We start from the raw sequence: 20,112 nt of genomic DNA on the forward strand, positions 1-20,112 counted from the left end.
CGGCGCCGGCGGCGTGGGGGCCTGCGGTGCCAGGCAAGGATTGCCCATCTCCATGAATGTCCGGCAAGACTTGTGCTCCGCGCATCAGCTTAACTCAGGCACAGGGTGCTTGCCACGCCGGTCTCGCAATCCACATCGACCAGACGCCCGGCCTGGTCGAACACCAGCAGGCGCCCGTCGTGAAAGCTGAAGCGCGCCGAACTGTGGTGCGGCAGCACGATGCGCGCCCGCTCCACACCATCGTTCAAACTGACGATGCGGCAGCACATCGACCTTTCCTCCTCGCCGATCAGGACCAGCCATTGACCGTCGATGAGTACCTTGCGCGGCGCGTTCGGTCCCAGCGCGACCGGCGGCAGCGCCGGCAAGCCGTGCTGCCTCACCAGGATGTGCCCGAGAACCCAGTCGATGGTCACCACGTACGGCGCGGCGCCCGAGGGGCCGGGAAGGACGCGCATATCCTCGATCCAGGCCAGATCGCCACCGGCGATATCGCTCCACCAGTCGCGCTGGCGCAACTGCCGGCCCGGCTGCTCGTACGACCATTGCTCCAGCCCGTCCGCCACCCGCAGCAGGATCGTCAGCACGCCCGCCCGGTCGGCATAGCCGTCGATCACGCCAGGCAGGCTGGCGACCTGCCACACGATACTCTGATGCTGCGCGGTGGTGTCGAGCACCGCCAGACGCCGCTCCATGGCTACGTTCCACGACACGCCATCGTACTGGCCGGACCAGTGCTGCAGCTCCAGCGTCAGCCAGTCCGACACGCTGCCGCTGATCAGGTCGAGCCGGCTGACCCGGTATTTGCGGTCGCGCTTGACCAGCGCCAGCGCGCGCTTGCCATTGTGCGAGATCACCAGATGCTCGGCCGGCACCGGATAGTGGGCCAGCTGGCGCCCGTCGCGCCCGATGCGTACCACGCCGCCTTCGCCCAGCGCCAGCAGGTACTGGCCGTCCGGCAGGCTGCGCGCATACTGGATCGGCATCAGGCCGCGTTCGTCCATGCTCAGGACCAGCGGCTCGCCGCGCGCATTGAGCGGCATCACGTCAATGTCGGCCCTGGTTGAAAACACGGGCAGGTCGGCGCTGAGCACCGCGCTGCCGGCCAGCTCGGCCAGCTGCACCAGCGCCTTCTTGTCGAGCCGGCTCAAGCCTTCTATCCGGTCCGGCAGCACCTTGCGCAGCAGCGCCGCGGCGACGCGTCTGGAGGACGCCGACGCCGGCGTGGTGTCCAGCAGCGCCACCGCAAGGCGCGCGCGCAACTGAACGCCGTCCTCGCCTGGCGCGGTCAGCACCGCGTTGATGGCCGCCGCGCTGCTGCGCAGCGTGCCCGGCATCAGCGCCAGCTTGCGCGCCAGCGCCTGCATGCCCAAGGTGCCGCCGCTGCGTTCGGCCTGCACCAGGCAAGCCAGCGCCAGCGAGTGATGCTGCGGCAAGGGCCAGATGGCATCGATCGCTTCGGCCAGGTCGCCGCGCGCGGCCAGGTATTCGGCCCAGTGGCGCCGCAGCGGCGCCGCGTGCTCGCTGTTGCGGCTTTCCAGCAGGCGCACGGCGGCGTCGAAGTCGTTGTGCAGGCGCGCCACCTGGACCGCGCGTTCGATGTCGCCGGCCAGCACCCACAGGCGCACCGCCACCGCCGGCGCCAGTTCCACGGTGGCGGCCAGTTGCGCCGCCTGCAAATAACGCTCCTTCTTTTCCAGGTAGGTCACCGCTTCCAGCCCACACTGCAGCAGCTCGGCCAGTACATAGACGGCTTCGTCGATGCGGCCCTCGCGGTCGAGCTGCTCGAAGCTGCGCCGGTAGGTGGCGCGCAACTGCGCCGACAGATCGCTGTCCAGGCCGATCGCCGTTGCGGCCGGGCTCGGACCGCTGATGGTCAGGCTGGTGCGCGGGCGCGGCGTGCCCAGCGCCGGACGTGCCGCCCCGCCGCCGATGGCGTCGATCGGCACCGCGTGGCGCAGCGCTTGCGCCAGGTCGCCGTTGGCGAACATGTCCAGCATGTTTTGCAGATAATTGGCCTGGCGCCGGCCCAGCAGCTTGGACAAGCGGGTCGCCGACGCCAGCCGCAGCGCCCAGTCGGACAGCAGGCGCGATAAGGGGCCGGGTGGGGCTTGGCGCGACTGCCCTGCTCCGCCGCCATCTGCCGCCGGTTTCACGCCGAACCAGCGCGCCAGCGAGCCAATCACGACATCGGCGACGACGACGCCGACCGGCGCGCTACGCTCGCGCCGGGCGCCGTGCATGGGCTGTGCGGCCTCGCGCTGGAAAGCGATGCTCTCCGCGCTGCGCTCGGGCATGGCCGCGCCCAGCACCTCTTGCAGCGACATTGGCGCCACCATGGATTCCGGAACCGGCGCGCGCGGCGGCGCCAGCGGCACACGCAGCGCAACCGACCCAAGCGCGAGCCACGGGGACGGATCGACGCGCGCCTCCGGCACGGCCGCCTGCGCCACGCCGGCGCGCACCAGCCAGTACGCGCCGGACGGCAGCGCGGCCAGTTCGGCGTCGCTCAAGGGCGCGCTGCTGAGCACTTCGCCGACCTGGCACAAGGCCAGCGCGTCGAGTGCGTCCACATGCTCCCAGCGCGGCATGGGCCACGCCAGCAGGAAGCCGCCGCAGGCCTGGAACAGTTGCGAGCCGGCCTGCCAGTGCGCCAGCACACGCCGGCGCGCTTCGATTTCGCCCAGCAGGGCCAGGTCGAACCACAGTGCGCGCACTTCGCGGCGGCCGCTGAACAGGGGTTGGCGTATTTCAAGGTGCATCGGGAACTCCATCGGGGATGACATGCAGCAGCGTTTCTTCGTCGTGCAGCCTGCGCACGAACAGCTCGTGCGTGCCGGTCAAAATCCAGCAAAAGCGGTAGCTTGTCTGGTCCAGCGTGACTTGGGCAATCGGCAGCGTGGTAGTGAGCACCACACGGCGCTGCGTTTCGCCACGCAGTTCCACGCAGCGCCGCCCCGGATCGAGCACCAGCAGCGCCGGTTCCGCACCATCTTCCTGCGAGCTGCGAGTGACGCCAATCACCGTGGCGCCATCATCGATCTCGACATTGCATTGCTCTTTCCCTTGCCCCAGCAGCCACGTTGTTTCCTTGATCGAGGCAGCGATCAGCCACGACCGGGGCTCCTTGCTGAAGCCGATATCGCCGAACAGCACGCGCGTCGACAGCCCTGAAAAAAAGAATGCCTCGCGCGGGCTCACAGCACCGTCGCGATAGCACTCCAACGTCGTACAGCTGTCTACAATGCGTGCCCATGCCAGTGTGTCGCGGGTCTGGACGACACCAACCACGCCAGTGGCAATCACCTCGAAGACGGTATTGGCATCGGCCGTACTGACCGCGCTCCAGCACACCAGCCGGCCCACCGCATCGAGGAAAAAAACACGGCCGCCAGTGTCGTGCGTGTTCATATGGAACGTCGGCAGCCGCTGCCCCGTTCCACGCGGCGTCGTGAATTGTTCGGGTGGCGGAAGCGGGCATTCGCGCGCGTGAAAAGCACCGTAAAACTGGTTGAACCACACCTTATGTTTAGAGCTGGAGACAGTGCCGCCCAAGGCGGTCAGGCCGATCACGCTTCCCTTTTTCGGACGACGTTGCCGACGTGGAGCGATATGCCCCTCGCGCGCGATATCGGGCACCTGAAAATACAGACAGCCGCCATCGGCGCGGGCCGTGACGACGCTGTGGCCGCCCAGCGAAAAAATCGGCGCATGCTTGAGCGAGGGCGTATCGTGCCCACCAATGCGGTCGCGCATTTTGTCGAGCCGCGCATTTGCCGGATGGCGCATCAGGCGCACCGCGCTGGCCGGATCGGGCAAGTCCAGCATCAGCCGGCGCGCCCTGCCCTGCTGGGTGATGGTCACTTGCAGGCGCTCGTCGAGCAGCGGCTGTTCGATGCTGGCGCGCGCCGTCATCCGGTGCAGCGCGTCGGCGCCTGGGCCCTCAATCTGCCACACATCGGCCAGCAGGTCGACCTGGGCCAGGTAGCGATTCCAGCCATCGCGCTCGGCGCTGCCGACACGCGCCACGGTGCGCGCGTTCATCAAGCGGTCCAGGGCCGGCTGATCGCAGTCGGCATGCAGCGGCCCGGGTGTTTGCAAGATGCCCCACTCGAAGCTGGCGCCCTCCAGCTGCGCGCGCCGCGCCAGCAGGATGAACAGCGCCATCTGCACCAGGCGCGGTTCGCCCAGCTGCTCCGGACCGGCGTCGAACAGCGCCACACACACGCGCGCACGGCGCTGCACCTGCGGCTCGGGCGCGGAAAACAGCAGCTCGTTGGCGGCCGCGCGGCGGATGAATTCGTCCGGCGCGGCATCAAGCACCCCCCATTCGCTCAGCAGCATTCGCTCGTAGGGACCGCGCCGGGCAATGCCGCCCACGCCGGCGGGGATATCGTCCGCACTCGCCGCCACGCCCGCCATGCGCCCCACCAAAGGCTGGAGGCGCAGCAGCATCTGCCCGAGCGGCGCGACCAGGTCGAGCGGCAGCAGCGCCAGCCACGCGCTCCACGGCGCCAATTGCGGCGGCAGCATCATGCGGCGCCCCGCTCTGGCGCTGATGCCACATGCAGCAACACCTCGCTGCCATGCAATGCGCGCACGCTCAAATTGCGGCTGTCGGTCAGCCAGCACAGGCGCTCGCCCGTGGGGTCGAGCACCAGCTGTGCGATCGGCTGTTCGGACTGCAGGACCACGTGGTTTCCGCTTGCGCTGCGCAGGTCCACCGTGCGGCGGTCGGCGCTGAGGACCAGCAGGGCCGGCGCGCTGCAAGCCGATCTCGCGATGCGCGCCACGCCCATTACCATGCCCCCATCGCCGATCATGAGCGGGATTGTCACCTTGAAGTTGTCGTCGACCAGCAGCCAGTGCTGGTCGCTGCGCTGCAAGGCGTACAGCCAACTCGCGCGCTGCCGTGCTGGCGCCGGCGCGCCGAACAGCACACGCTTGGCCTGCATTGAAAACGCTGCGATCTCGGTCGGCTCCTTTTCCTTGGCACCCATGGCATACACCGTGGTGCGATTCGCCTCGCTGGTGGCGTAGAGCAGCGTGCGCGCATACTGGATGGCGCCGACCACCTCCTCGGCCACCTGGTGGAAACGGGGGTCGCTTACGTGTTTGTGCTTCTGACCATAAACCGTCCAGCACGCAAGCTGCCTGGCGACATCGAGCATGAACACGCGCGCACCGGCGCCGGTGGGCGAGTGATCGATCATGAAAAACGTCGATAGCCAGCCGCCAGCCTTTGGCGGCATCTGGAACTGCTCCGGGGGCGGGCAGTCTAAGATGCGCGGCGCACCGAAGGCCCTGCCGGGAAAACGGTCAAACGTCAGGAAATCGCCCCTGCGTTCGACATAGCCCAGCATTGTACCGACCAGGATAAGGCCCAATGGCGTGGCGCGGCGACGACGCGGTTTGCCCGACTGCGCCGCAGCGGAAGCCTGCACGTGATGCAGCACGACGCCACCCTTTTCCCTGGCTGCGGCGAGCCAGGTGCCGGACAGCCCGAACACCGGTGCCTGCTTCAGCGACAACATATCGTCCGCCCGGCTTTTCCCTTGTGGCGGAGGATCGAACGGATGGCGCAGCAAGCGCGCGCCGATGCCGGGCGCCGGCAGCTCCAGCAGCAGTTCGCGGGTCGCGCGGCGCTGCGTGATGCTCACCTTCAGGCCCGCATCGAGCAGCGACACTTCGATGTTCACGCGCGCGCCGGTACGCGCCAGCGCGCCGCAGCCGGACGCCCCGATCTGCCACACTTCATCCGTCTCGCCGAGCGAACCAAGGGTCTCGTTCCAGCGGTTCAGGTGAGCCGCGTCTACCCGCGTGAGCGTGCGCGCGTCCAGCAACGCGCGCAGTTTGCGCGACTTGGCATGCAGCGTGGGCGGCTCTTGCAGGACGCCCCATTGGAAATCGGCGCCAGCCTCCCCGGCACGCCGCGCCAGCAGGATCATCAGCGCCATCTGCACCAGGCGCGGCTCGCCCAACTGCTCCGGGCCGGCATCGAACAGCGCCACGCACAGGCGCGCGCGGCGCTGTACCTGTGGCTCGGGCGCCGAAAAAAGCAGTTCGTTGGCCGCCGCGCGGCGGATGAATTCGTCCGGCGCGGCATCAAGCACCGCCCATTCGCTCAAGAGCAGGCGCTGGTACGGCCCGCGCCGCGCGATGCTGCCCGCCCCCACCGGAATGGTATCCGGACTCGCGGCCACGCCCGTCATGCGGCCGACCAGGGGCTGCAGGCGCAGCAGCATCTGGCCGAGCGGCTCGGCCATTTCAAGCGGCACCAGCGCCAGCCATTCGCTCCACGGCGCCAGTTGCGGCGGCAGATTCATTATTCGAGTTCCTGGCCGAGCCACGCCAGGCTGGCGCGGTTGAGCGCGATCGGCTGACCGATGGGCAGCACTTGTTCAGGCTCGTTCCACAGCAGGAAAGGCAGGCTGGCGCCGCGCGCGGACAGATTGGCCAGCACCAGGTCGAGCGGCAGTTGCGGCACCACGTCGGTGGGCAGCCACAGCATGCGCTGGAGCGGGTCCGGGGCGCAGTAGCGGGCGCCGTCGACCCACGGCAGCGCCGCGCCGCGTCCCAGCAGCACCAGCATATCGCGCGTGGCGACCGCCGTCAGCGCGTCCAGCTGGGCGTCGCTGCACAGGGCCAGGCGTGCCAGTACCTGGCGCATCACCGCCCCTTGCGAGACCTGCCCGCCCGGCTCCGGCGCGGCGCCGGGCCGCGCGATCCATCCCAGCGCGTTCATCAGGCCGACTGCACGGCCACCACCAGCTGCGCGCGGCGCGCCGACAGTTCCGGCGGCAGGCTGTCCTTGCCGAAGTTGGCATCGATTTCGCGCAGCAGCGCTTCGGCTTCGCCGCGAAAGCCCTCTCCGCGCGCGGCGCCGAGCAGGCGGTCGGCCGTTTCGGCCAGGCGCGCGATGCGGGCCAGCGGCTGCTGCACGGCCGTTTCCACCACGGCCTGCAAGAGCGGATGGCGCGCCTCGGCCAGCAGCTCGCGCAGGGTTTCGCGCGCGCTTTGCTGGCCGGCGGCGCTCGGCACCACGTACACCAGCGGCCACAGGTCGGCGCGCGTGGCGACGTTGCGCCCGGCCAGCACGGCGGCGGCCGCGATCAGTTGCTGGGCCTTGACGATGCGCCGGTCCGACAGATTGATCTGCGCCTTGCGCAACTGCCGGATTGCCTGCGCCAGGTCGGCGCGCACCGCGCCCATGTTCACATTCGGCACCGCTGCGTGCAGCGCGTCGAGGGTAGCCATGTCGGCGCGCACGCCGACCTTGCGCTGGCCGACCGCCCAGCCGCCGGCCAGCAAGTCTTCCAGGCGCGCGTCCGGCACGGCGTCGACGAACACGTGCAGCAAAAAGCGGTCGGCAAAGGCGGACAGGCTGTCGTCGTCCGGCAGCGCGTTCGAGGCACCCACGCACAGGCGCAGCGGACAGGCGATGTTGGTATGGCCACGGCGGAACTGGCGCTCGTTGAGCACCCCCAGCAGCGTGTTCAGGATGGCGGTCGAGCCGAGGAACACTTCATCGAGAAAGGCGATGTCGGCCTCGGGCAGCATGCCGCTGACGTCCGTCTCGACCAAACCCTCGCGCAGCTTGCCCAGGTTGACCGCGCCGAACAGTTCGGACGGCTCGGTGAAGCGTCCCAGCAGGTATTCGAAATAGCGTCCGCCCAGGCTCTGGGCCACACGGCGCACCACGGCGCTCTTGGCGGTGCCCGGCGGGCCGATCACCAGCAGGTGTTCCTGCGCCACGGCGGCCAGGATCATCAGTTCGGCCAGATGTTCGCGGTTGATCAGGCCATCGGCGGCTTCGCGGATGGCGTCGCGCAGGCTGGCTGCGGCTTGGTTCACTGGGGTGCTCATGGGCGTGTGGATGGGCGGCTGGGCTCGTGCACGCGTCGGTGCTGCAGGAACTTTTGTTGCCTATATTTAAGAGTTGCAATTATACCAAACGCGCCACGGCAAGTTTGTTGTTTTACAGCACTAATTTGCCCGGCTGCCGCGCACGCTGAAGCGGGTTGCCGCCACCACCTTGTCCTGCGCATCCACCAGCGCCAGTTCATGCTCGCCCGCCACCGGCTGCCAGGCGAGGCCCGCGCTGGCCGCGCCCAGCGCCACGCCGTCGAGCCGCCATGCCAGCCCGGCCGCACCCTGCGCGCGGAACACTACCCGCTCGCGCCCCGCCGGAATATCCGGATCGATGGCGATCACGCTGGCCTGGCCGGGATACAGAATGGCGGCGCGGCGCTGCTCCGCCCCCAGCAGCGTCACCTGCGCGCTTTCGCTGCCTCGCACGAACCACTCCCTGCGCGGCGCCTCGAACGCCGGCTGGTAGCCGACCACCTGCTGCACCAGCCCTGGCGGCGCGGCCGGGGCGCGGCTCGGCGTTTGCCGGTGCAGGAAGTCCATCACGTCGCGCCACACCGGGGCCGCCCCGGTCACCCCGGATACGTCCCACATCGGGCTGCCGTCGAAATTGCCGACCCAGACCGCCACCGTGTACTTTTCCGAGTAGCCGACGCACCAGTTGTCGCGCATGTCCTTGCTGGTGCCGGTCTTGACCGCGCTCCAGAATGAGGTGGCCAGTTCGTTGCGCAAGCCGAAGGTGAGGCTGCGCGCCGCCCGGTCCGACAAGATATCGCCGATGATGAAGCTCGTCCGCGCATCGAGCACCCGCGTTTTGGTTTGCGCCGCGCGCGCCTGCAAGGTGACGCCGCCATGCAGGCCGCCGTTGGCCAGCGTGCGGTAGGCGTTGGCCAGTTCGAGCAGCGACACGTCGCCGGACCCCAGCGCCAGCGAATAGCCGTAAAACTCGGCCGGCTCCGACAGGCTGGCCATGCCGAGCGCGCGCAGGCGGCCGTGAAAGCGCTCCAGGCCCGTGAGCTGGAGCATGCGCACCGCCGGCACGTTGAGCGAACTGGCAAGGCTGGTGCGGGTGCTGACCCAGCCCTTAAACTGGCGGTCGTAATTCTGCGGCACGTACGGTCCGGCGGCGGTGGCGATTTCGAGCGGCGAGTCGTCCTGCAGCGAGGCGGCCGTGATCCAGCCGCGCTCCATCGCCAGTTGGTACAGGAAGGGTTTGAGGGTGGAACCGGCCTGGCGCAGGGCCAGCACGCCGTCGACTTCACTGGCGCCGCCGTTGGCCACGTAAGCGACGATCTCGCCGCTGTCGTTATCGAGCACCACCAGCGCGCCCTGCGTCACGTTGCGCTCGCGCAGGGCCGCCAGATGCTGGCGCAGGCTGTCCTGGGCCTGGCGCTGCAAGGCCGCGTCGAGCGTGCTGCGCACCTGGCGCGCCGCGCCCTTGAGCAGGCGCTGGGCCACCTGCGGCGCCTGCGCTTGCGGTGCGCCGACAGTCGAGCGAGTCAGCGCCGCCGCCACGTCCCATTCGATGCCGGCGCAACTGGCGGCCGGGTTGATTTCTTTCGCCAGCACGCAGGCGCGCCGCGCCACCACGCGCGGCGCCGCCGACGGCGCGCGCAACAGGCTCGCCAGGATCGCCGACTCAGCCTGGTTCAATCCCGACGGCGCCTTGCCGAACAGCCCGCGCGAGGCCGCGCCGATGCCTTGCAGCTCGCCGCGAAACGGCACCAGGTTCAGGTAGGCCTCCATGATCTGGGCCTTGCTCCAGCCGGATTCGAGCTCGCGCGCGGCGCTGGCCTGATCCCATTTCTGGCCCCAGCTGCGACCTTCGGCGCTGGCGCGCAGGCGTTCGTCGAGCAGCGCGGCAAGCTGCATCGTGATGGTCGACGCGCCGCGCGCGCGGGTGCGCAGCAGGTTGTCCCAGGCGGCCTTGCCGAGCGCCCCCACGTCCACCCCATCGTGCTGCATGAAGCGCCGGTCTTCGGCGTGCACCAGCGCCAGGCGCATGGCCGGCGAAATATCGGCCAGGCCGACCCACGGCGCGCGCCGCAGTGTCATGTCGGTGCGCAGCGACTGGATCGGCACGCCGTGGCGGTCGAGCAGCTCGGCGTCGGACGAGCGGTAAGCCGCCCTCACCTGCTCGGGCGTCGGCACGGCTAGCGCGTTGGCGCACGCCAGCAACAGCAGCGCGGCGATGCGTTGCATCAGCGCCCCACCTCGACCGCCGCATTGGGCAGCTCGCCCGCCAGCTCGGGGCTGTACAGCGCTTCGACCCGGGTCGGCGGCAGGTTGAAGCGGCCCTGGTTATTCAGTCGCACCGTGTAGCCGACGCTCCATTTGCCTTTCGGGACGAAGTCGTAATACGCGCGGAAGGCGTCGAAGGTGCGTTCCTCGAACACCGGCTGCAACGACGCGCTCGGGAGTTCGGCACCGGGCAAGGTCTGGACATCGCGTCCCAGGCCGTTACCGAGCAGCGTGGCGCTGGCCGGAATCGGGTCGTCCAGCGCGACCCAGGTCATGTCGGCCTGCGCCTCGATGTCGAGCCGCACGCGATAGCTGTCGCCGCGCGACCAGGCGCCTTTGACCTTCTGTTCGAGCGGGGTAATGATCTTGACGATCCGGTAGCCGTTTGCCAGCGGCGCCTTGAGTTCGACCGCGGCGAGGCTTTGCACAATGGCCCATGGTTTGCCGCCGCCGTTGTGGGTGAGGACCAGATCCTGCTGGCCCGCGCCCCACGGGTGGCTGACCACGGAGACGCCGCGCGCGTTCCAGTTGGCTTCCTTGACGGTGTTGCCGAGGCGCGCGCTGCTGCTGCCGTCGACCGTGTCCGGTTCGAACTTGCGCGAGAATTTATCCAGCGCCAGCACGCCCCAGGCGTTGGCCAGGGTCGAACCCCAGCGCCCTTTCTGCTGACGTCCCAGTGTGCCGCGCGCAAGACGCCCCATGTCGCCCTGCCAGGCTGGATCGTCGATCACGGCCAGCAGCAGGCGGTTGGCGTTGATGTCGGGCGAGGCCATGATCCACCACCAGTGATCGGCCTTCTCGGTCGAAAACGACAGGCCTGCTCCCTGCAGGTTCAGGCGGGCGCGCAGCACTTGCTGCAACTGCGCCAGCTTGGCGTCGCGTTGCGCCAGCGCGGGGCTGCGCTGCAGGATCAGGTACCAGTCGATGACGGCCGACGTCGGCCACTGGTTCGGTTCGATGGTGAACGATTCGAGCAGCTCGGGCGCCACCGGGCGCGTGCGCGACAGCGCCTCCAACGCGGCGATCTTGCGCACCGCCGTATCGACGCGGGCCGTGCGCGCGCTGCGCACCACGCGTCCCTGGACGAACTGGCGCAAGCCCTCTTCCATGCGTTCCCTGAGCGCCGGCGCAATCGGCAGGCCGGCTTCGGCGCCGACCGACAGCAGGTAGGCGGTCAGGCTGTCGCTGCCCTGGGTCTGGGTTGGGTAGTACTTGGCCAGGCCATCGGCATCGAGCTGCGACGGCAAGGCCGCCGCCAGCTGGTTCCACAAGGCCGCGTCGCGCAGGGCCACGGCGCGCGAGGCATCCTGTTCGACGCCACGGTACTGGTAGGCGCTCATGTAATCGCGCACGGCGGGCAGGCTCTCGCCCAGGCGCGCCACGAAGGTTGCGCGCACGCCGCCCTGACCAAGCAAGGCGTCCGGCGGAGATTGCACTTTCAGCGTTTGCGCCTGATCCAGGCGCACCAGGGTGGACTGGATGGTGCGCACCGGGACCGCCGGCAGCACCTTCTGGCTTGAGCGCAGCTGGTCGGCCCCGCCGGCGCTGCGGGCGTCGATGGTCCACGCGAGCGCGCTGGTGCCGGCCGGCACCTGGTAATCCCAGCCGGCTTCCTGCGCCTGGCCGGCGGCCAGGGTCACGCTCTGGCGCGCCAGCGCTTTGGCGGCGCCGCCGTCGGCAGCCACGCTGGCGCCGAAATCGACCGTCAACGCCGCGTCGGTGGTGTTACGCAAGGTGAAGCCGGCGCGCAGGCGGTCGCCCGCGCGCACCACCGAAGGCAAGCCCGGCACCACGATCAGGTCCTGGCTGCTGCGTATCTCCGTCGAGCCGGTGCCGAACATGCCGCTGCCGCCGCTGGCCACGGCCACGATGCGAAACGACGTGAGCGTGTCATTCAGAGTAAGCGGCACGCGCGCTTCACCCTTGGCGTCGAGGACGACGCGCGGCTTCCACAACAGCAGCGTGTCGAACAGCTCGCGGCTGCCCTTGCCGCCGCCACCGCCGGCCGGCAGTGCCTTGCGCCCGAAGTGGCGCTTGCCGACCACCTGCATCTGCGCGGTCGAGGTTTCCACCTGCAGCACGCGTTCCTGCATCATCGCGTTCAGCAAACGCCAGCTATTGTTGGGCATCAGTTCGAGCAGGCCCGTATCGACCGCCGCCAGCGCCACTTCGGTGCCGGCAGGCGCCAGCGAGCCGTCGGCGCGCGTAACTTTCAGGGTCACGGTTCCCTTCTCGCGCACCTTGTAATCCTGCTTGTCGGTCGACACCTGCACTTTCAGTTCGTGCGCGCTCCAGCCAACCTTCACCGGCGCGATTCCGAGCTTGTAGGACGGTTTGCCCAGATCGACCATGGCAGTCGGCTGCACGCCGGCCACCCGGCCGCGCACCACCATCGCCGACACGAACACATTGGGCGCGTACTTGCCCAGCATGGGGATGGTGAAGGCCGGCTCCTTGCCGTCCAGGCGCCGCACGTAGGTGTCGAGGATGCCCTCGCGTTCGACCGTGATCAGCACGGTGGCGTCGCGGAACGGGCTGCGCACCTGGAAGGTGGCGTCCTGGCCCGGTTCGTAGCGTTTGGCCGATGGCAGCAAATCGATGCGGTCGTTGTCGCCGGCCCGGTACCACCACTCGCCGCCGCCGGCCACCCACACGTCGCGCTGGCTGACGGCGGCGCGCTTCTGGCCGTCGACGACGCGCGCGCGCAGCACCAGGTTGCCGTCCGCCGACGTTTTGACCGTGCAGCGCAGCAGGCCCTTGGCGTTGGTACGGCCCTGGCAGGCCGGCCCGATGCGCGTGATTTCGCTGCTGTTCTCATAGGCGTAAAAGCCGCCGATCAGGCGCCGCCGGTGCGAATAGTTCAGGCGCTGGAACAGGTCGACGTCGACCGCGGCATTGGCCGCCGGCTTGCCGTCGACGCCGAGCACCACCACCTCGAAGGCGACGCTGTCCTTGCTGTCGTTCCAGTCGTCCGGCTTGATGCCGACCACGTACGACGACGGCCACAGGGCGATCCGGGTCGACGACGACAGGGTTTCGCCGTTCGCGTCCTGATACGACACTTCGGCCACTAGGTCGCGCGCGCGGTCGCCCACGGGCAGCTGGTCGATCTTCACGCGCGCGCCGCCGGCCTTGTCGAGCACCAGCGCGCGGGTACGGATGTCGGCGGCTTTGACCGCGCCTTCGGCATCGTCGTCGTCCGCGGCATCCTCGTCGTAGCCGGCTTCGTTTTGCACGCCTTCGCGCACGTCGCCGGCGCCCAGGTTGTAGTCGTCGTAGCCTTCGAACCAGACCACCTTTTCCTCGGTCATGGTGCGCAACTTGACCGGCGCCTTGCCGGCCACGCCGCCGGCCAGGTAGCCGACCTGCAAATCGAGATCGAACGAGGTGGCGCCGATCAGCGGCGTCGCCGGACCGTTCAGCAGCGCCTTCATGGTCGGCACGCGGAACTGCTCGACGCGGAAGGTGCCGGCCAGCTGGCCCGCGATCTTGACCTCGTACACCCCCAGCTTGGCGCCGGCGGGAATGATCCACTCGTTGTCGGCGGTGCCGGTGGCGTTCCAGCGCAGCGGCACCTCATAGCTGCCGTCACCGCCCTGGTGCGCGACGGTCACGGTGGTGGCGCGCGCCTCGGGGCCGCCGGTTTCAAATTCGATGCCGCGCGAAGCGTGGCGGCGCAGGAAGTGCTTCATGTGCACCGTTTCGCCGGCGCGCAGCAAGGTGCGGTCGAATACGGTGGCGACGATGGTGGTGCTCTGCGAGGGGTTGAACGGCAGGTTGAAGCGCCACGATTCGATCCCGTTCTGCCAGTTCGACATGGTGAAGGTGTAATCGTCACCGCTGCGGGCGCTGATGAACAGGCTGTTGTTGCCTTTGCAGACGCCGCGCGAAAGCGGCTTGTCGATACGGGCCACGCCGCTGGCGTCGGCCACGCCCTGCCACAGCAGTTTCCCGTTGCAGTCGCGCACCGCGACGGCCGCCTTGGGCACCGGACGGCCCTTGTCTAGCGAGGTGACCCACACCAGCGACGAATCGGCGCCATGTTTGAAGTGGGCCGCCATATTGGTCACCAGGGCGGCCGCACTGACGTAGGCCTTGGTGTTTTTTGCATCGAACAGGGCCACACCCAGCTTGGGGCTTTCCAGTTCGACCACGTAAAAGCCCGGCTTGGGCAGCGGGATGCCGATCACCTCGAACGCGCGTCCGCCGCCGGGTGCCGGCAAGGAAAATGGCTCCGGCTTGCCGCTTTTCAGGCCGGCGAAGACCGATTTTTTCAGCTCGTCGCCCGACAGTTCGCCGACCTGCCAGCTGTTGCCGGCCAGGCGCTTCATCCAGGCCATCACGTCGAGGTCCTGGCGCTCGCCCTGCACGTCGACGCGCAGCATGGCGCCGGCGCTGCGCAGTTTTCCGGACAGCTTGGCTTCGATGTTACGCACCGTGACCGGCAGCAGGCGCTCGGTGCGCGCTTCGATGATGCCGAAACGGGCCGGGAACTTGAGCAGCGGCGGCAGCGTATCGATCGCGATCGTCATCGGGAACTGGCCCTGGTTGACCAGGGCGCGGCCGGCGTCGTCCTTCATCGCCGGCGGCAGTGCCAGTTGCAGGCTGCTTTTCTCGGCAAACGGGCCGCGGAAGTACACGTTGCTGACCGGGGCGCCGCGCGCCGTGTCGCCATCCCAGGTGGGACGATACTGTTTTCCGTCGGCGCCGGTAAGCGTGATTTTGTCGGCCTCGGCGCGCGTGACCGGTTCGGTGAAGGACAGGCGCAGCGGCGTGAGCGGAATGCAGGGGCCCTTGGCGGTCAGGTAATCGCAGCTGAAGTGCGCGGTGAAGTCGCGCCGGGTGGTAAAGCCGAGCGCCTGGTCGGCACTGGAGGCCACGCCGCCCAGGCCTTCGATGCCGGCGGCCCAGACCAGCGACACGGCGGCGTCGGCCGGCAGGCTGCGTTTGCATTGCACCAGCGCCAGCGGCAAGTCGTCCTTGCCCTTGGGCGCCGTGCCGCCACGCTGCACGTACTCCTTGATATAGCGATCCACATAGCTCTTGCGCGCGGTCAGCACCTGCTCGCGTTCGGCCCCGGCCAGCACCCGCACGCCGATGCGTTCGTTGATGCCTTCCACCCCGCAGTAGGCCTTGGCGGCGATGCTGGCCGCGCGCGCCGGCGCGTCGAGCGCCAGCACGAAGACCTGCTGCTCGTCGACCCGGTTGCCCTGGCGCGGGCTGCTTTCGCGCACGCTTGGCCCGCCGGTCTCAAAAGCGAAGCGCGCCGTGCCGGCCAGCGGCTGGGCCGCCAGGTCGCGCGCGTCGGGCTTGAGGGTGAAGCTGCAGCGCACGCCGGGCGGCACATCGCGCGCGAAGTCGTAGCTCCAGATGCGCGCGTCGATCCAGCGCCCGCTGCCCGGCTCCGCGCAATCGATGGCGAAGGGATCGCCCAGGCGCTGGTCGCCGAAAGCCACCATGGGGGCGCTGAAACGCGCCGTCACCTGGCGCACCGCTTTCACCGGGCCGGTGGGCGCGAACGCCTCGACCGTGGTTTGCGCCTGCGCCGCCAGCGAGAGCCACGTCAGCGGCAGCAGAAACAATAATGTGGACGGTGCGCGCATGGGTTCTCCAGGAGGGGCGGTAGCCAAGCTTGGGGCCACACGGCGCGTGCAGGCTTGGCGGGAATCAAGACAGGCGGCGAGTGTTGCAAACATCCCAGAGGCTGTCAACAACATTACTGTTTTGATACGCGTCATGACGAGTGCCGGAAGCGATCCAGTATCGTAACGCGCTATCACCCGTCTGATCGAGTGTCACTCACCGCCGGGATGAATCGTCATCCTGCGCGCCCATCCACGAACCCCAGGTCATGCATCAGATGCATGTTGTCGGGATGCCAATCCGCTCGAAGCGTAGCGCCGCCGCGTCTCGTCCCGTGCCGGCGACGATCCGCTGCGATTGCCGGGGTCCGCTCCGACGCGGGGCGCGTCCCCGCCCACGCGTTGTTCCACGACCCCGCTGAGAGACCCTTCCGCCACTCTGAACGTTCCCAGCATGCCGGTCCTTCCCGCGGGTTGGCTTACACCAGATTCGGTGATACCGCATACACTTTGCCCTTGGCCGGCCCCGGCGCTGCCGCTGGCGTGGGCGGATTGAGGGGAAATGGCGGGTGGAAATTGCGGTTCGAGCATGGCAGGCCTCCTATTGACGAGTCATCATAGTATCCTCAGAGCAATATGATGAGGATAGGCGGCAGAGACGCGACTGTGTAGGACATCACGCCATGTGGAGCTTGCGAACCGAGGGGGGGCGCAGGCGGCGTGGGCCCCCGGCGCCCGGGCGACGCACGTAGCGCGGATGGCTCGCGAAGTCGACGGCGGGCCGCTGAGGAAAATCGAACTTTACAATGACTCCTTCACCGAGCAGCGCGGCCGTCGGGAGTCGGCGCAGCGACCGACGGGCTTGTGGGCAGTGCAGCAGGATTATGGTTAGAATGTTCGGCTAACTTGCCGCCGCGAAGCTCCCGCGCGCAGCGCCCACTCAAGAGGCCCGCATGACCCTGAATTTTCCGCTGATCCTGAACCTGGCCGTCGCACTGGGCGTGTGCTTTCTCCTCTATAAGATGCAAGAGGCGCATGCCTCGTTCACCAAGCGCGTGTTCACCGGCCTGGGCCTGGGCGTGCTGCTGGGGGCGGCGTTCCAGCTCATCTACAGCGTGCCCTCCCCGATCATCACCGAAACCAACGCTTACCTCGACATCATCGGTACCGGCTACGTCAAGCTGCTGCAAATGATCGTCATGCCGCTGATTATGGTCTCGATCATCGCCGCCATCCTCAAGCTGCGCGATGCCTCGTCGTTGGGCAAGATCAGCGCGCTGACCATCGGCATCCTGATGCTCACCACCATGGTGGCGGCCGGCATCGGCATTCTGATGGCCAAGCTGTTCGGCCTGTCCGCCGTGGGCCTGACCGCCACCGCCGCCGAAGTGGCGCGCGGCGACTATCTGAAGGGCCATCTGAACACGGCCCAGGCGATCTCGCTGCCGAGCATGATCATCAGCTTCATTCCCGCCAATCCTTTCCTCGACATGACCGGCGCGCGCAAGACCTCGACCATCGCGGTGGTGCTGTTTTCGATTTTCTTGGGTATTTCGGCGACCGGCATCGCGGCCAAGCAGCCGGACATCTTCGACGCTTTTGAGCGCTTCATCAAGGTTGCGCACGCGATCATCATGCGCATGGTGACCCTGGTGCTGCGCCTGACCCCGTTCGGCGTGTTCGCGCTGATGACGCAAGTCGTGGCGGGATCGAGCCTGGACAGCATCGTCAAGCTGCTCAGTTTTGTCACGGCCTCGTACAGCGCCCTGCTGCTGATGTTCTGCGTGCACTTGCTCCTGATCAGCGCATCCGGCCTGAACGCGCTGCGCTACGTGAAAAAAATCTTTCCGGTGCTCGCCTTTGCCTTCACCTCGCGCACCAGCGCCGGCTCGATCCCGATGTCGATGCAGACCCAGACCAGCCGCCTCGGCACGCCGGAAGGCATCGCCAACTTCGCCGCCTCGTTCGGTTCGACCATCGGCCAGAACGGCTGCGCGGGCATCTATCCGGCCATGCTGGCGGTGATGATCGCGCCGACGGTCGGCATCGATCCGATGACGCTCGGCTTCATCGTGCCGCTGATCGCCATCATCACGGTCGGCTCGGTCGGCGTGGCCGGCGTGGGCGGGGGCGCCACCTTCGCGGCGCTGATCGTGCTGTCGGCGATGGACTTGCCCGTGGCGCTGGCGGGCTTGCTCATTTCCATCGAGCCATTGATCGACATGGGCCGCACCGCGCTCAACGTGAGCGGCTCGATTACGGCCGGCACGGTCACCAGCCGCGTGCTCGGCCAGACCGACATGAATGTCTTCAACAGCGACGCCCCGCTCAATCTCGATGCCGACGAGAAAGCGGCGTAAACAATACGCTACAACTGGTTGTATCGTGCGCTGATCCGCCGCCGAATCCGTCTATGATGACGTCGTGTCAACATTTCAACGGCAGGCGAATCGATGGAACAAAAGTGGCCCCAACAGATCTGGCTGGTCAGGCACGGACAAAGCGCCGGTAACGTCGCCCGCGATGCGGCGGAAGCGGCGGCCGGCCTGCTGATCGATATCGCCGAGCGCGATGTCGACGTTCCCCTCTCCCCGCTCGGCGCCGAACAGTCGCGCGCGCTGGCAGGCTGGTTTGCCGCCATGCCCGCAGACCAGCGGCCGAACGTGGTGCTGCATTCCCCCTACGTACGCGCAGCCGAAACCGCCCGTATCATCATGGAGCAGCTCGGGCCGGACAGCCTGATGGCGGTGCACGTCGACGAGCGCCTGCGCGAAAAGGAATTCGGCATCCTCGACCGCCTGACCACGCTCGGCATCAAGCACAAGTATCCGGAACTGTACGAACAGCGCCAGCACGTGGGCAAGTTCTACTTCCGCCCGCCCGGCGGCGAAAGCTGGTGCGATGTGATCCTGCGCCTGCGCAACATCATCGACACCATCACCCGCGAGTTCTGCAACGAACGCGTGCTGATCGTCGGCCACCAGGTGACGGTCAATTGCTTCCGCTACCTGTTCGAGCGGCTCGACGAAGCGTCGATCCTCGCCTTCGACCGGGCCGGCGACGTACCGAACTGCTCGGTGACCTCGTACAGCTTCGATCCGCACGATGGCAAGCACAGCAAGCTCGGCTTGCAACTGACTAATTTTGTCGCTCCCCTGGAAGCGGCAGGCACGCCGGTCACGGTTCAAAAAGATGTGCCCGCTGCTCCGAAAGCGTAGGCGCGCCGGTCCCATGGACATGCCTCTGGCCAGCACCCACATGATTACCATCGACCCTGCCGCCCTGCGCGCCTGGCCGCTGCCGATGCCCCCCGCCGAGGGCGACAAGGAACGGCGCGGCCACGTGCTGATTCTGGGCGGCTCGTGCGAAATGCCGGGCGCTGTGATCCTGGCGGCCACCGCGGCCCTGCGCGCCGGTGCCGGCAAGCTGACCATTGCCACCGGCGCCAGCGTGGCGCAACTGGTGGCCCTCGCCATGCCGGAAGCGCGCGTGATCGGCCTGCGCGAGACGGCCGAAGGCGGCTTCGAGCGCGATGCGCTGGCCATGCTCGATCCGCTGGCCGACAAGGTCGACGCGGTGCTGATCGGCCCCGGCATGCAGGATGAGGCGGCCACGGCGGCACTGGTGCGCGCCTTGCTGCCGCGCCTGGAAGGCGTCAGCGTGGTGCTCGACGCCAACGCAATGGGGATCGTGACGAATCCCGACCTCGATGGCGGGAACGTGCCGTTCCGCTTTGCCCAGACCGTCATCCTCACCCCGCACGCGGGCGAGATGGCGCACCTGAGCGGCAATCCTAAAGAAGAGATCCTGGCCGACCCCGACGGCGCAGCCAGGGAGGCGGCGCAAGCCTGGAACGCGGTGGTGGCGCTGAAGGGCGCGCGCACCGTGATCAGCGCGCCGGAAGGCGGCCCCTGGCAGCATGAAGGCGGCAACGTGGGGCTGGCCATTTCCGGTTCCGGCGACACCCTGGCCGGCATCATCGCCGGACTGGCGGCGCGCGGCGCCACCCTGGCCCAGGCCACCTGCTGGGGCGTGGCACTGCATGCGCAGGCCGGCGAACAGCTGGCCTTGCGTTTTGGCGTGCTCGGCTATCTGGCACGCGAAATTCCGGCCGAAATTCCCGCTCTGATGGAGCAAGCCGCCCGTTCCTGAAGTCGACGGAACGGCCGCGGCCAAGCAAAACGTTTGATCAGTATCAAATTGCGCGGACATGGAGGTCAATCTACGTCAGATACGCAAATAAAGATGAACTGGCGCAGATGTTGAAAGTCTAATTTTTACAGTCGAATTCGCGCATCAGCTAATGGGACCGCGTCATGCACGACGTCGGTTCCCTGATGGTCCTCGCCGGACAGCGTGCATGTCCGGCAGGATCGACCTGGCGCCGTTGCCTGCGGCTGTGCAGTGACAGGCAGCGGTA

Annotated in this window: 10 protein-coding genes; 3 read left to right on the top strand and 7 right to left on the bottom strand. The window is 68.0% G+C overall.

From position 1 onward, the window contains the following. Nucleotides 1-89 precede the first annotated feature (89 nt). The 7 genes from CR152_RS30775 to CR152_RS30805 all read right to left on the bottom strand — a co-directional run bounded on the left by CR152_RS30775 (nt 90) and on the right by CR152_RS30805 (nt 15,713). Nucleotides 90-2,762 (bottom strand): bpX6 domain-containing protein, encoded by a 2,673-nt coding sequence (locus CR152_RS30775; RefSeq protein WP_099881377.1) that lies wholly within the window; start codon nt 2,760-2,762, stop codon nt 90-92. Further along, nucleotides 2,752-4,536 carry a hypothetical protein gene (locus CR152_RS30780; RefSeq protein ID WP_099881379.1) on the bottom strand — a complete coding sequence of 595 codons (1,785 nt, stop codon included), beginning with the start codon at nt 4,534-4,536 and terminating at the stop codon, nt 2,752-2,754. Before CR152_RS30780 ends, CR152_RS30775 begins: the two co-directional genes overlap by 11 nt. Continuing rightward, nucleotides 4,533-6,326, bottom strand: coding sequence for a hypothetical protein (locus CR152_RS30785; RefSeq protein ID WP_099881381.1), 1,794 nt, complete (start codon nt 6,324-6,326; stop codon nt 4,533-4,535). Before CR152_RS30785 ends, CR152_RS30780 begins: the two co-directional genes overlap by 4 nt. After that, nucleotides 6,326-6,745, bottom strand: coding sequence for a bpX5 domain-containing protein (locus CR152_RS30790; RefSeq protein WP_099881382.1), 420 nt, complete (start codon nt 6,743-6,745; stop codon nt 6,326-6,328). The genes CR152_RS30785 and CR152_RS30790 overlap by 1 nt, the downstream gene beginning before the upstream one ends. Next, nucleotides 6,745-7,854, bottom strand: a complete 1,110-nt coding sequence (locus tag CR152_RS30795) for an AAA family ATPase (protein WP_229413717.1) — start codon at nt 7,852-7,854, stop codon at nt 6,745-6,747. The genes CR152_RS30790 and CR152_RS30795 overlap by 1 nt, the downstream gene beginning before the upstream one ends. Before the next feature lie 132 nt (nt 7,855-7,986). After that, entirely contained in the window at nt 7,987-10,071 is a 2,085-nt protein-coding gene (gene pbpC, locus CR152_RS30800) for a penicillin-binding protein 1C (protein ID WP_099881386.1), read from the bottom strand. Beyond that, the gene (locus tag CR152_RS30805) at nt 10,071-15,713 is read right to left on the bottom strand and encodes an alpha-2-macroglobulin family protein (protein WP_099881389.1); all 5,643 of its coding nucleotides are present in this window, start codon (nt 15,711-15,713) and stop codon (nt 10,071-10,073) included. Before CR152_RS30805 ends, pbpC begins: the two co-directional genes overlap by 1 nt. A 932-nt stretch (nt 15,714-16,645) precedes the next feature. On the opposite strand from CR152_RS30805, the gene CR152_RS30815 reads away from it, so the two are divergent. The 3 genes from CR152_RS30815 to CR152_RS30825 all read left to right on the top strand — a co-directional run bounded on the left by CR152_RS30815 (nt 16,646) and on the right by CR152_RS30825 (nt 19,844). Further along, nucleotides 16,646-18,052, top strand: coding sequence for an L-cystine transporter (locus CR152_RS30815; protein WP_099881393.1), 1,407 nt, complete (start codon nt 16,646-16,648; stop codon nt 18,050-18,052). Nucleotides 18,053-18,145: 93 nt separating this feature from the next. Continuing rightward, complete coding sequence (locus CR152_RS30820; RefSeq protein WP_099881395.1) at nt 18,146-18,910, top strand: histidine phosphatase family protein; 765 nt, start codon at nt 18,146-18,148, stop codon at nt 18,908-18,910. Nucleotides 18,911-18,923: 13 nt separating this feature from the next. Next, complete coding sequence (locus tag CR152_RS30825; protein ID WP_229413719.1) at nt 18,924-19,844, top strand: NAD(P)H-hydrate dehydratase; 921 nt, start codon at nt 18,924-18,926, stop codon at nt 19,842-19,844. Nucleotides 19,845-20,112: the final 268 nt, after the last annotated feature.

The sequence above is a fragment of the Massilia violaceinigra genome (genome assembly GCF_002752675.1).
Taxonomy (GTDB): domain Bacteria; phylum Pseudomonadota; class Gammaproteobacteria; order Burkholderiales; family Burkholderiaceae_D; genus Telluria_A; species Telluria_A violaceinigra.

Excerpts from the sequence above, each read along its gene's own strand:
- CR152_RS30790 (WP_099881382.1), bottom strand. The coding sequence starts at position 6,745 with ATGAACGCGCTGGGATGGATCGCGCGGCCCGGCGCCGCGCCGGAGCCG.
- CR152_RS30820 (WP_099881395.1), top strand. The coding sequence starts at position 18,146 with ATGGAACAAAAGTGGCCCCAACAGATCTGGCTGGTCAGGCACGGACAA.
- CR152_RS30775 (WP_099881377.1), bottom strand. The coding sequence starts at position 2,762 with ATGCACCTTGAAATACGCCAACCCCTGTTCAGCGGCCGCCGCGAAGTG.
- CR152_RS30805 (WP_099881389.1), bottom strand. The coding sequence starts at position 15,713 with ATGCGCGCACCGTCCACATTATTGTTTCTGCTGCCGCTGACGTGGCTC.
- CR152_RS30780 (WP_099881379.1), bottom strand. The coding sequence starts at position 4,536 with ATGATGCTGCCGCCGCAATTGGCGCCGTGGAGCGCGTGGCTGGCGCTG.
- CR152_RS30825 (WP_229413719.1), top strand. The coding sequence starts at position 18,924 with ATGGACATGCCTCTGGCCAGCACCCACATGATTACCATCGACCCTGCC.
- CR152_RS30785 (WP_099881381.1), bottom strand. The coding sequence starts at position 6,326 with ATGAATCTGCCGCCGCAACTGGCGCCGTGGAGCGAATGGCTGGCGCTG.
- CR152_RS30815 (WP_099881393.1), top strand. The coding sequence starts at position 16,646 with ATGACCCTGAATTTTCCGCTGATCCTGAACCTGGCCGTCGCACTGGGC.
- pbpC (WP_099881386.1), bottom strand. The coding sequence starts at position 10,071 with ATGCAACGCATCGCCGCGCTGCTGTTGCTGGCGTGCGCCAACGCGCTA.